The sequence below is a fragment of the Sphingobacterium sp. B16(2022) genome (genome assembly GCF_012030425.1).
Lineage (GTDB): Bacteria > Bacteroidota > Bacteroidia > Sphingobacteriales > Sphingobacteriaceae > Sphingobacterium > Sphingobacterium anhuiense.
The window spans coordinates 168,758-181,033 of record NZ_JAAUVN010000005.1 but is presented as its reverse complement, the minus strand read 5'-3'; the positions used below and the strand labels follow the sequence as shown (position 1 = coordinate 181,033).

Here is a 12,276-nt window from a genome sequence, read left to right as displayed (position 1 = left end):
TGTTGAAATTTATCAAAAATGGACAATTCAACATTTGAAAAAAACTGGGAAATCAATTTTACACAATGCTATTCAAATGCCAGAATCCGTTATTCTGATCTTTCCAATTTACTGCAGCTCACAGCTGGTGAACATGCGACTATTGCAGGTTTTGGTTTTAGGGAAATGGCCAAAAATAATCAGACCTGGGTGTTAAGCCGTATCCGGTTTGAAATAAACCGCTTGCCAAAATGGATGGATATAGTGACCATAAAAACCTGGATTCAGCACTTAGAAGGGGCTAAATCAACCCGTAATTTTGAGGTGTATGTCAATAACCAACTTTATGTGACTGCTACAAGTTATTGGGCAGTTATCAATACTGTAAAAAGAGGACCTGAGGAACTGGCAATAGCACTTGGCGATTTTAAAACATTTCCAGAGCGTCACAGTACGCAAAAGCCTTTTTCAAAACTAAATCTAGCACAGACCGTAAAACCAATCGAAAACTATACGGTTAAAATATCGGATCTGGATATTGTCAATCATGCTAATAATGTCAAATATTTAGATTGGTGTATGGACAGATTACCGATGGAATTAGTGCTTACAAATCAAATTGTATCCATAGAAATGAATTACCTACGAGAACTCCGCTATAATGACCGTGTAGAAATTAGTGGTAACTCAACAGATAAAGGCTATTTCATGACGGTCACAAAGCAAGAACGTGTTTCTTTCGCCTTAGAAATCGAAACTAAATAATAAGGGAGTACTTCGCTTGAAGTACCCCCTTTTCTTCTTTATCTTTTTGAATTAACCTGCAAAAGCTTTATCACCTTTTTTATAAGGGTAATTTCCATCGAATTTTCCTGGAATCTTCACATAGCGCAATGCTTTAGTTAATCCCAGTTCCGAATTAAAGTATCCTGTTAAGGTCAACTGCTTAAACATGGTAAACCAATGAGGTGGTTTGTTTTCCACTTCTCTATATAATTCATTTTGTTTTACAGCATTTTTCTCACGTTCTTCTTTTGTCGCCTCATCTTGTTTTTTATTAAACTCACCAGCTTCTTTGTCTAGTAAGTTTACAAAACTTGTACGTTCTTCAGCAGAAAGATCTAAGAAATTTTTCTTCATTAACTCTTGTGCTTTTTTATTTAGGTTGTTAATTCCATCCATGAAAACAGTTTGTTGTTCATCGGTATAACAATCTCTTACCATCACTGGGATAAAGCTTCCCACGCCTGCTTCTTTAGCTCCAGGAGTAGAGGTTTTCGGTAATATTGCTTCGGCTAAGTCTCCCAATAAATCGGTTGTCTTAGGTTCGAATAAAACTTCTACCTGTTTAGTAGCAGAGCGTGAACAACCTTCAAGAAAAAGGCTTGAACCAATGACCACGCCTCCCATCAACATTGCGACACGTTGAATTGCTTCTCTTCTATTCATAATCAATCTCTTTTAATACTTAAATTGTATAATTAACTTCCCAGCCTGGACGGTAGTTACGCTTCACGAACTGGTTTACTTCATCAAAATTCGTCACACGCATATTATTATTATCCCATAATAAGCGTAAGTTTCTTCCTGGATATTTATTATCAACTTTCAAATCTGATCCACGGATAGCCAAGTTTGCCATCAGTAAAGCTTCTGTCAATGGTCCAGCAATTTCAAAAGGAGAAGACATCTGCATATTACCATAACCAGCAATACAACCTTCTACCCATTGTGCCCAGTGACCATCGGCACCACCTTTAACACGTGCATACTTTTGTTTTGGAGTCGTATAAGAAGCAGTTGTAGGCAATAATCTCGGATTTGCAGCGTAAGTATCGGCCAATATTTTACCTTTCGTACCGATAAATAAAATACCATTTCCACCGTCGCCAAAAGCCTCATTAGGACCTAGTTCATCTGGTCTTGGTGGTTGAATTCCACCATCCATCCAATGTAGCTTAACATCTCCTGCTGTTTTATCCGTTTTCGGGAATGTCATTACGGCATAGCTTGACGGCGGACAGCTTTCTGGGAAATATCCTCTTTTAAATTCGTCAACATATACAGATCCAACAGTTGCCTGTACATCTTTCACATATTGAAGACCATAGATACTAAAAGGCGCTTCCATGTTATGGCATCCCATATCACCTAATGCACCTGTTCCATAATCCCACCATCCTCTCCAGTTGAAAGGAATCAATTTTTCAACATAATCTTTTTTTGGAGCAGTACCTAACCAAAGATCCCAATCCAATTCTTGTGGAACTGGAGCTTGTTGTGTAGGCCATTGGATACCTTGAGGCCATACTGGGCGATCGGTCCAACAGAAGATCTCTTTCAGATCTCCAATCATCCCTGCGTCAACCCATTCGCGCATCTGTCTCACACCATCACCTGATGCTCCTTGATTACCCATTTGCGTCACAACTTTATATTTCTTGGCTGCTTGTGTCAAAACACGTGCTTCCCAAACATCATGAGCTAATGGTTTTTGCACATAAACGTGCTTACCCAATTGCATTGCTGCCAAAGCTACAATAGCATGCTGATGATCCGGTGTTGATACTGAAACTGCATCAATATGTTTATGCTCTTTATCGAGCATATCACGGAAATCCTTATAAAATTTTGCCTTCGGAAACTTTTTCACAGAATCTGCCGCACGACGCGTATCTACATCACATAGGTAAGCAATATTTGCTTTTCCACTTGCTGCAAATCGCGATACGTCTGATCCCCCCATACCACCGACACCTACAGATGCAACATTCAACATATCACTCGGTGCTGTAAAACCTACTCCACCCAATACATGGCGGGGCAGTATAGTCACTCCAGCGCCAAATAAGGCAGCTTTTTTCAGAAAGTCTCTTCTTGATGAATTATTCTTTTCCATAATTTAGATTTATAACTGATTAAAGATTACCTTTTTTCAACTCACTTACAGCAAAATCAACCGCTCTAGCTGTTAATGCCATATACGTTAATGAAGGATTGACACAGCCTGCAGAAGTCATCGCTGCACCATCAGTTACAAAAACGTTAAGCGCATCCCAAACCTGGTTGTTACCATTTAAAACAGATGTTTTAGGATCTCTACCCATACGAGCAGTTCCCATTTCATGGATACCTTGACCAAAACCATACACGTTATCATAAGTATATGTGTCCTTAACACCAATTTTCTCCAACATCTCTTTCATCTCATTTTGCATATCACCACGCATCTTTAACTCATTATCCTTGATTTCAACGTCCATTGATAATACAGGAAGACCCCATTTATCTTTTTTAGTTTTGTCTAAGCTAATTTTGTTTTCATGGTATGGTAAAATCTCACCGAAAGCAGTAAAACCTACGTTCCAATCACCAGCTTCGGTAAGAGCATCTTTCCATGCGCCACCTACACTCATCTCCGCGACCTCTCCAGACCAGCGACCACGGCCTGCAGCTCCTTGATAACCAAAACCACGAACATAATCACGTTTCTTGTCATCTCCAGCAACGTTAACAAAACGTGGCACATATAATCCTGTTGGTCTACGACCAAATACATAGCTATCTAAATATCCTTCTACATTACCTCCTGCTCCACAACGGAAATGGTGATCCATTACGTTATGTCCCAATTCTCCACTGCTACTTCCAAGTCCACCTTCCCAAACATCTGTAGCTGAGTTCATCAGTACCCAAGTTGAGTTAAATGCAGATGCATTAACGAAGATCACTTTAGCAAAAAACTCATACGTTTGATTTGTTTCCGCATCTACAATTTCAACACCTTTTGCTTTCTTGGTATTTTTATCATAAATGATTTTCGTAACAATTGAGAATGGACGTAATGTCAAATTGCCAGTTGCTACTGCTGCTGGTAATGTTGCCGATTGTGTACTAAAATAAGCACCAAAATTACAACCTAACCAACATTGGTTTTGATATTGACAGTTGATACGGTTATGATGAGGAACAGTAATGTTTGCTGTTCTTCCCATAATAAAATGGCGGTTACCACCGTATTCTTTTTTCAAACGTGCTGCAAGATCCTTTTCCACGATATTCATCGCCATAGCAGGCATAAAATCACCATCCGGCAATACATCCAAACCATCACGGTTACCGCTGATACCAGCAAATTTCTCTGCATAGCTGTACCAAGGAGCAATATCTTTATAACGGATCGGCCAATCTACACCGTGTCCATCTTTTAAATTTGCTTCAAAATCTAAATCGCCAAGTCGGTAAGATTGTCTTCCCCACATCAATGAACGACCACCTACGTGATAACCTCTATACCAGTCAAAACGTTTAGTTTCGGTATAGGGACTTTCTTGTTCATTTACCCAATAATCTAAGTTTTTTTCATTTAACGGATAATCCCTGCTCAAAACTGGACGTTCTTTGATCATCTCTTGCGTACGTCCTCCGGCATGTGGGAAATCCCAAGGATTCTTATTCGGCGACGGATAATCTTTTACGTGCTCGATATTACGACCACGTTCTAACATAAGAGTTTTTAAACCCTTTTCTGTTAATTCTTTTGCTGCCCATCCACCACTGATTCCTGAACCAATGACAATAGCATCATAAGTGTTATTTTCAGCCATTTTATTTTATTGTTTAGTTTTAGTTCTTTTATTAATTTATTCAGCAACCGCTTTATTCTCGACCTTCTCATCTTTAAAAGCAACTAAAAAGATAATAAAGACTACGAATGCTATTCCCGCAGGAATGATCCATGTTTGTTTCCAAAAATCAGCAACATTAGCTTGTTGCAAGTATGCATATTTCTCTCCGATAAAACCTGCAACCCAGAATCCAATAAGCTGACCTACCCCATAAGTCGCTAATGTAATCAAACCCTGTGCAGCACTTTTATATTTGATTCCAGCTTTACTATCGGTATAAATTTGTCCAGAAACGAAAAAGAAATCGTAACAGATACCGTGTAAAGCAATACCTAATATCAACATGAAAGAAAGATCGCCCGCATTACCATAAGCAAATAAGATATATCTTAATGCCCAAGCAAGCATACCAACCAAAATCGTTTTCTTGAAACCGAATTTAGAAAAGAAAACAGGTAATGCTAATAAGAATAATACTTCTGAAATCTGACCAATTGTCATTTTTCCAGTAGGATTTTCCATTCCTATTTGATCTAAAAATGGATTGGCATTTTGATAGTAAAATGCCAAAGGAATACAGATCAAAATCGATGAAACGAAGAAAATCAAGAAATTACGGTCTTTCAATAATTTGATAGCATCCAATCCGATGATCGATGAGAATGATGGTTTCTGATCTGACTCAATTTTAACAGGTGGCGTTTTAGGCAATGTAAATGAGAATAAACCTAACACCAAAGAAGCAATAGCCCCCATTAAAAAGGTATTTTTCAAAGCTCCAGCAGATGAAGCTTCTGCTGCATCCCATTTAAACAAATAACTGATTGAAAGACCAGCAATGATCCAACCGATAGTTCCCCAAATACGGATATTAGAGAACTGTTTCTCAGGATTGGTCAACTGTCTGAATGATACCGAATTTACCAATGATAGTGTCGGCATATATAAAACCATATAAGCCAATACATAAGGGTAAAAAGAAGAAATTTCAGTTGCATTATACATTTGATACATCAATACCGCACCGATGATATGCAATACGCCTAATATACGTTCCGCGTTAAAGTAACGATCGGCAATCATACCGATAATAAAAGGAGCAATAATAGCACCTAATGATTGGGTTGAAAAAACATTCGCAATTTCAAGCGGCTGTGCTTGTAAATTTTTACTCAGGTATGTACCCAATGTAACGAACCATGCGCCCCAGATAAAGAATTCCAGGAACATCATGAAGGATAATTTAAATCTAATAGATGTGGACATTATATGTTTTAGTTTATTTTATAATAAGAGATTTCTATCAAGAATTTGGTTTTTAAAATGACAATCTAGCATAAAAAAAACAATTGTACAAGTTACACTAAGAAATTATCTACTTCTCTGTAAGCGTTGACCAAAGTTTCTTCGCCGATCTTGCCACTTTTGGACATACCATGCTCCATACCGACCACGCCTTTAAATCCCTTCTCGTGAAGCCATTTAAACACATTTTTGTAGTTAACTTCACCTGTAGTAGGTTCCCTTCTTCCTGGATTATCTCCTACTTGAATATAAGCGATCTCATTCCAGCACTCATTCATTTTATGAATGAGATTACCTTCATTTTTTTGCATATGATACGCATCATATAATAATTTACATGAAGGACTTCCCACACCTTTGCATATTTCATAGGTCTGATCTGAATATCTAAGAAATAAATCAGGACTGTCACTTAAAGGCTCCAGTACCATCGTTATGCCATGTGGTTCAAAAATTTCTGCCCCTCTCTTCAATGCCTCAATCACATTACCAGTTTGTACCCCGATAGATAGATTACGTTCGTAATCGCCAGGAACAACCGTTACCCATTTTGCATTGACACGTTTTGCTACTTCCACAGACTCTTTACAGCCTTTTAGAAAGATATCAATGTACTCTTGTTTACCTGCCGCTAAAGTATTGGCACCGTTCCCGCCCTTTGGAACAACAAAAACGCCCATACGCATCCCAAGAGATGCCAACGTTTCACCTATTTTCTTTTGTTCATCGATACTGCGTCCTGTCATACCGTTATCTTCGATACTTCTGAATCCCAGTTCATGCATATATTTTATTTCATCAACAAAATTTTTACCAGCAGTTGCACTGAACATGCCCTGATGCGGTGCATAATCTAAGTTAAATACTGCTCCTGCCTTATTTTTTTTCTGTTGTTGTTCACCCGCTAAAGTATTCAAGCTCACAGCGGAACCTGCAACCAATAAGGTGTTTTTTAAAAATTCAGATCTTTTCATAATTTCATTTATATTGTTTTTTTTAGAAAAAAGTTGGAAAACCCTTTCGAGTACTTTTCTTCTATTTCTCCCTTTTCATTGTTAAATATAATATAAACTTCTAAATTCTTTCTCTTCTTCACAAAATCAAGTATCTCATCTGGTGTAAGGGCCATAAAATAATTGTCCAAGGCATCTGCTTCCATTGCAGTTTTTGCATATACCGTAACACTGACTACTGGACTAGAAAACATATATCCCGTCAAAGGATTGACATGATGACTAATCTTCTGTTTTCCATTCATCATGTACTTTTCAAAATTTCCAGCAGTCGTCAATGCTCCAGATTTGATATGCACAACTTCGGTTTTCAGTAATTGATTGTGGCTGGAGGCTGGTCTTTCAACACCAATTTTAAAAAATTCACCTGCCTGATTTCTTCCCTTAACACGCATTTCCCCACCTAACTCCACAATATAATTTTTGATATGCTTACTTTCAAGAAATTTAGCCAAGACATCTACTGAATACCCCTGTGCAATACCATTGACATCAATACTGACGTTAGGTTTGCTTTTTTTAAGATAAGGAGCTTTCCAAATTAACTTATCCATTCCCACAGACGCTAGGGTTGCATTGATTTCATTTGAGTCTGGAAAATGTTTAATCTGTTTAGGTCCAAACCCCCACAATTGGACAAGTGGTGCTACCGTAATATCAAAAATACCTTTCGTGATGCGATTATAGCGGAATGATGCATCAACAACCTTTTGAAAATGACGATCTAACTTGACAGCACTTCTCTCCTCTTTATTAAATAGACTTATTGTAGAGGATGGGTTATAAATCGACATTGACAAATCAATGACTTTCAAAACACTATCGATATCATTTTTTGAAACCAACTCCTGTGTATCAAAATACGTAATATGATAAGAAGTACCCTGCGCAGGGCCAGATAAAACAGTTTTTCGGAGAGATTTTAAAGAATAAGAAGCTTGTTCAGCTCGTGCAGCTGTTATCCTGCACAAGCCAAAAAAACTAATTGAGAGCAGTATCCATGATTTAAAATACATGAATGCATCCTCTTATTAAATGTATAAATTTGTATTCTGACCTGGTATAGCTACCGGGTACGAACCATCTTCTTTTGGTAATATCTTAGGTAAAGCATCCCATGCATAATTTGTAGGCATAATATCGATTTCCGACTTTAATGCAGCATCCCATTTAATTACTTTTCCTGTATAACATGCGATACGACCAATAATACCTGTTAAAGTACTATATGCACCATATTCTGCATTATCAAATTTATATTCACCTTTTGAAATTGCTTCAAACAATTCTTTATGCTCTTGTTGATAAGGATTTGGATTTCCTTTTGGTTCATGACGATAGATTTCATTTCCTTTAGCATCCCAAAGTACTGCTTGTCCATTTGCTGACAGGTAGGCTCTACCTTTAGTTGCTTGAAACTGTTCGTCGACACGGTTTGTAACCCCTTCGAAGTGCGCACACTGACTGTATACAACTGAATTATCAGGATAAGTTAACTCTAATGCAAAGTTGTCATAGATCTCACCATATTCTTTACCTGTTCTATGCGCGCGGCTACCAGTACCTTGAATACGTACCGGGTATGCACCTTTGACCCAATTGGCAATATCAATATTGTGAACGTGCTGCTCTACGATATGATCACCACATAACCAGTTAAAATAATACCAGTTGCGCATCTGATAATCCATTTCTGTCTGTCCCGGCTTACGTGGTCTTACCCAAACACCACCACTATTCCAGTATACCTGTCCAGAAACAACATCACCAATTGCACCCTCGTGAATTCTTTTAATGGCTTCTCTATAGTTTGTTTGATACCTACGTTGAAGACCCACCACTACATTCAGTTTTTTCTTCTTAGCAATTTCAGCAGCTGCCAAAACTTTACGGATCCCTGGGATATCTGTGGCAACAGGTTTTTCCATAAATACATGTTTACCTTGGCGCACAGCTTCTTCAAAATGAATTGGACGAAATCCAGGAGGAGTTGTTAAGATCACCACATCGGCTAATTTAATAGCTTCTTTATAGGCATCAAATCCAACGAATTTATTTTTTTCAGGAACATCAATTTTATCCTGCCATTTATCTTTTAATGTTTTATATGTGCTGTCCAAATTATCTTTGAAAGCATCAGCTAATGCAACGACTTTAATATTAAATCCTGAGCTTAGGGCGTCAAAAGTTGCACCTGTACCGCGTCCACCACAACCGATCAATGCAACTTTAATTACATCGCTTCCTGCGGCAAATGCTCCTACCAATGGCACTGAACTTAAAACTGTCCCGCCTGCGATAGCTGCTGTCGTTTTTAAAAAATCACGACGTTCAAAATTTTCCATATTTTAGGTTTTTTGGTTATAATTAATAATCTTTAATTGGAGCCTTATCATAATAGGCCATTATTTCTTCATGCGAAGGAGGTGTCACAGGTCTTACTAAGCGCATTCCTACAAATGGAGCTTCAGGGAACCACCAGTTACTTTTAGGAATTTGTGGATCTAGTTGTTTCCAGAATGGATCTGAAGCTACCCGAGATGCACTTCTTAAATCTACAGCTTCACTATCAAAGGCACCGCCTCTTACACTATTGGGATATAATTTAGTAGGTATTGCAACGGGGTTATCAGCTACTTTACCGTCAAACTGCTGGTAATAATCTTCGATATATTGATCAAAAGTCCATTCTGAAACATTTCCATGCATATCAAATAAACCCCAAGCATTTGGCTTCTTAGTTCCAACAAGATGTGTTGAACCGTCACTATTGCCTTTATGCCAAGCATATTGATCCAATAAAGCGGCATCATCTCCAAAACTATATGCTTTATCACTTCCGGCGCGACAAGCATACTCCCATTCCGCTTCTGTTGGCAATCTATAAAAAACTCCTGTACGTACGTACAGCCACTTGCAGAACTGAATTGCATTATAGTGGGTCATGGCCAAAGCTGGGTGACCTTCTTTACCCATACCAAAGGTCATATCTAAATATGGTTTTGTAGGACGTGTTACTGCATCCACTTCGGGAGTGATCTTGCCATCTATACTTTGAGTCACCTCATAATCTTTATACAAGAAAGGTTCAAACAAGTTCCAGGTTACCTCGTATTTCCCTATCCAGAAGGGAGCTATTTTTACCTCATGAATAGGCTTTTCATCTGCTTTAACATTCCCACCTTGTTTATATACGCCAGCTGGAATCGCAACCATGTCAAACTTCAATTTTGTCCCTTTTATTTCTTGTACATAGCTTTCCACCTTTTGCTGTGCAAACAACGAGCTGGACATTCCTGACAAGATAAGAGCAAGTAAACTTTTACGCATTTCTATTTTTTTCTATAAATAATTGGTCATCACCCACCACTAATCCAGATATATTATTTGTCTAAGATATTAATTTCATTGTGTAATTTAAACAATAAGTATCATAACTTTTTTATTACACAGATAAAAAATGACAATTGAATAAAAAAAATAGGGTCTGTAAGACAATGTTTTACAGACCCTATTTAAAAATTACAAGTATCCTTTATAATAAAATATTACGGCTAACTTCACGATCAATCGTTATATATCCGGGATAAAAAATTGATTTACCGGCGACATTTATCGAAGGTTTAATCTTTATTGTAAACAAACCTTTTTTAGTGTTTGAATTAGATCCTATAAATCCTGCTAAATCACCATTATTGATCAATTCATAAATATTAGTATTTAATCTTACCGAGGCTACCGTAGATTGTCCAGGGTCTAAAGAAATCGACTGATTAACAATACCCTCTGCTAATTGCTTTTTTTCAAACAGAATAATATATTGAAACTGATTAATTGCAGCTTTCTTTAAAGTCGGATTTTCAATTTTCAAGCGAATTACGGCATCCAAAGGAATATTTTTACGCAACATTCCCAAAGCTACACTCGGTAGTGCCGATAGATCAATACCATCTGCTTTCACTATTTTTTGAATGGAAGTTCCCGCTACACGAATGCTATCAACAGACTGTATATCAAACTTACACTTACCAAGATTTTCAATCTGGGCTTTTTGCCTACTGATCCCGCAGCTACTCAAAAATGCCACGCTCATTAACATCAATAGCCAGTTCTTTTTCAATGCTTTTATCATAATTTAATTTTTCCCTCCAAATTTATAAAGAATTCCCAAACTATTTATCGGATGCCCTGCTTTCAAATAATCATTGCTCATCAAACCGAAATTCATGCCAGTCATATATTGTATCTGCCAGCCACGCCCTACTTCCATACGGGTATAAAATACAGGTTCTATCAAAACATTCTGTTCTTTATTTGCATTAAGCTGGTTTATTTTAAAATCGGTCATATTTACATGTGACAATCGTAAAATTGTACCATAGTTCAGGGCGCGATCTCCACCAAATAAACGAATTTTCTCCCGTTTTGTGGAAGAGTAATTGACTTGGACAAATATTTTATTAAAATCCATATCTCGGCTTTCTACCACTGCCGGCCCCGCCGTTGATGTCCTTGTATCTAGTTCATTTACAACACCCATCCCATAACCTGCATATACTTCGAGAATACGATTGCGCCGTTGACCAAAAGTCGTAAAATAGCCAATACCCAACTCACCCATTTTTTGAGCAAAATCTGTAGGGCTATCTTTTCGGTCCACATAAGAACCATTTGCAATCACTCCGATATGATCTGAAACTGCGACTCCTCCGCTGGCAGAAACATTTCCCTTTAAATTAATATTTCCGGAAACATATACTTCACCGGCATCTTTAAACATTGGTGCGGCTGGCACATTGGGCATATACATCGAACTACAAGATGACAACAACAATAACACAACTGTTGGAATACTGTAAGGTAGACTTTTATAAATCATGAACGTTTAATATTATCTATAAACTGCAATTCCTGTATAAAATTGTACCAAACTTTGATTCTTGAAGAAATAAATGTATACAATTTTATTAAGAAGCTCTTACTTAAGCTTTAAAAACATAAAAAAGGCGTTAAGTAAACTTAACGCCTTTTACAAATATTGTGTAGCAAAAAAACTTATGCCTTCTCTACAGGAACTACAGAAACTTCTGCAGGAATAATAGAAACATAAGATTTGTTGTTAGCTTTTTTGCGGAAAAGTACTTTTCCATCAACTAAAGCAAACAATGTATGATCTTTACCAATACCAACATTTAAGTCAGGATTGTGTTTAGTACCACGTTGGCGAACGATGATGTTACCAGCGATAGCAGCTTGACCACCGAAGATTTTGATACCTAAACGTTTCGAATGTGACTCACGGCCGTTCTTAGAACTACCCGCACCTTTTTTATGTGCCATTTCTTTATCTC

At 37.5% G+C, this 12,276-nt stretch carries 12 protein-coding genes; 1 reads left to right on the top strand and 11 read right to left on the bottom strand.

Annotation, left to right across the window (positions count from 1 at the left end):
- Positions 1-18 precede the first annotated feature (18 nt).
- Positions 19-744 (top strand): acyl-[acyl-carrier-protein] thioesterase, encoded by a 726-nt coding sequence (locus HCX49_RS21405; protein WP_021189843.1) that lies wholly within the window; start codon positions 19-21, stop codon positions 742-744.
- 51 nt (positions 745-795) lie between these two features.
- Here the strand turns inward: HCX49_RS21405 and HCX49_RS21400 are convergent, their stop codons facing one another.
- The 11 genes from HCX49_RS21400 to rpmA all read right to left on the bottom strand — a co-directional run bounded on the left by HCX49_RS21400 (position 796) and on the right by rpmA (position 12,265).
- On the bottom strand, positions 796-1,428 hold the full coding sequence (locus tag HCX49_RS21400; protein WP_168128082.1) for a gluconate 2-dehydrogenase subunit 3 family protein: 633 nt from the start codon (positions 1,426-1,428) through the stop codon (positions 796-798).
- Between the two features lie 19 nt (positions 1,429-1,447).
- Entirely contained in the window at positions 1,448-2,878 is a 1,431-nt protein-coding gene (locus tag HCX49_RS21395; RefSeq protein ID WP_168128081.1) for a Gfo/Idh/MocA family protein, read from the bottom strand.
- Positions 2,879-2,897: 19 nt separating this feature from the next.
- Positions 2,898-4,586 (bottom strand): GMC oxidoreductase, encoded by a 1,689-nt coding sequence (locus tag HCX49_RS21390; RefSeq protein WP_132771916.1) that lies wholly within the window; start codon positions 4,584-4,586, stop codon positions 2,898-2,900.
- A gap of 36 nt (positions 4,587-4,622) precedes the next feature.
- The gene (locus HCX49_RS21385) at positions 4,623-5,873 is read right to left on the bottom strand and encodes a nucleoside permease (protein WP_031288192.1); all 1,251 of its coding nucleotides are present in this window, start codon (positions 5,871-5,873) and stop codon (positions 4,623-4,625) included.
- Between the two features lie 92 nt (positions 5,874-5,965).
- Positions 5,966-6,886, bottom strand: coding sequence for a hydroxypyruvate isomerase family protein (locus tag HCX49_RS21380; protein WP_132771918.1), 921 nt, complete (start codon positions 6,884-6,886; stop codon positions 5,966-5,968).
- A gap of 8 nt (positions 6,887-6,894) precedes the next feature.
- Positions 6,895-7,941 (bottom strand): FAD:protein FMN transferase, encoded by a 1,047-nt coding sequence (locus HCX49_RS21375; protein WP_168128080.1) that lies wholly within the window; start codon positions 7,939-7,941, stop codon positions 6,895-6,897.
- A gap of 15 nt (positions 7,942-7,956) precedes the next feature.
- Positions 7,957-9,270 carry a Gfo/Idh/MocA family protein gene (locus HCX49_RS21370; protein WP_132771920.1) on the bottom strand — a complete coding sequence of 438 codons (1,314 nt, stop codon included), beginning with the start codon at positions 9,268-9,270 and terminating at the stop codon, positions 7,957-7,959.
- Positions 9,271-9,292: 22 nt separating this feature from the next.
- The gene (locus HCX49_RS21365; protein ID WP_168128079.1) at positions 9,293-10,255 is read right to left on the bottom strand and encodes a formylglycine-generating enzyme family protein; all 963 of its coding nucleotides are present in this window, start codon (positions 10,253-10,255) and stop codon (positions 9,293-9,295) included.
- A 205-nt stretch (positions 10,256-10,460) separates the two neighbouring features.
- Positions 10,461-11,057, bottom strand: coding sequence for a hypothetical protein (locus HCX49_RS21360; RefSeq protein WP_237682869.1), 597 nt, complete (start codon positions 11,055-11,057; stop codon positions 10,461-10,463).
- A gap of 3 nt (positions 11,058-11,060) precedes the next feature.
- Positions 11,061-11,804, bottom strand: a complete 744-nt coding sequence (locus tag HCX49_RS21355; RefSeq protein WP_168128078.1) for a hypothetical protein — start codon at positions 11,802-11,804, stop codon at positions 11,061-11,063.
- 176 nt (positions 11,805-11,980) lie between these two features.
- Entirely contained in the window at positions 11,981-12,265 is a 285-nt protein-coding gene (gene rpmA, locus HCX49_RS21350; RefSeq protein WP_021189836.1) for a 50S ribosomal protein L27, read from the bottom strand.
- Positions 12,266-12,276: the final 11 nt, after the last annotated feature.

What these genes read in the sequence shown, in the direction of transcription:
- HCX49_RS21385 (WP_031288192.1), bottom strand. Translation starts at nt 5,873, where the DNA reads ATGTCCACATCTATTAGATTTAAATTATCCTTCATGATGTTCCTGGAA.
- HCX49_RS21405 (WP_021189843.1), top strand. Translation starts at nt 19, where the DNA reads ATGGACAATTCAACATTTGAAAAAAACTGGGAAATCAATTTTACACAA.
- HCX49_RS21380 (WP_132771918.1), bottom strand. Translation starts at nt 6,886, where the DNA reads ATGAAAAGATCTGAATTTTTAAAAAACACCTTATTGGTTGCAGGTTCC.
- HCX49_RS21355 (WP_168128078.1), bottom strand. Translation starts at nt 11,804, where the DNA reads ATGATTTATAAAAGTCTACCTTACAGTATTCCAACAGTTGTGTTATTG.
- HCX49_RS21400 (WP_168128082.1), bottom strand. Translation starts at nt 1,428, where the DNA reads ATGAATAGAAGAGAAGCAATTCAACGTGTCGCAATGTTGATGGGAGGC.
- HCX49_RS21390 (WP_132771916.1), bottom strand. Translation starts at nt 4,586, where the DNA reads ATGGCTGAAAATAACACTTATGATGCTATTGTCATTGGTTCAGGAATC.
- HCX49_RS21370 (WP_132771920.1), bottom strand. Translation starts at nt 9,270, where the DNA reads ATGGAAAATTTTGAACGTCGTGATTTTTTAAAAACGACAGCAGCTATC.
- HCX49_RS21395 (WP_168128081.1), bottom strand. Translation starts at nt 2,878, where the DNA reads ATGGAAAAGAATAATTCATCAAGAAGAGACTTTCTGAAAAAAGCTGCC.
- rpmA (WP_021189836.1), bottom strand. Translation starts at nt 12,265, where the DNA reads ATGGCACATAAAAAAGGTGCGGGTAGTTCTAAGAACGGCCGTGAGTCA.
- HCX49_RS21360 (WP_237682869.1), bottom strand. Translation starts at nt 11,057, where the DNA reads ATGATAAAAGCATTGAAAAAGAACTGGCTATTGATGTTAATGAGCGTG.
- HCX49_RS21365 (WP_168128079.1), bottom strand. Translation starts at nt 10,255, where the DNA reads ATGCGTAAAAGTTTACTTGCTCTTATCTTGTCAGGAATGTCCAGCTCG.
- HCX49_RS21375 (WP_168128080.1), bottom strand. Translation starts at nt 7,941, where the DNA reads ATGTATTTTAAATCATGGATACTGCTCTCAATTAGTTTTTTTGGCTTG.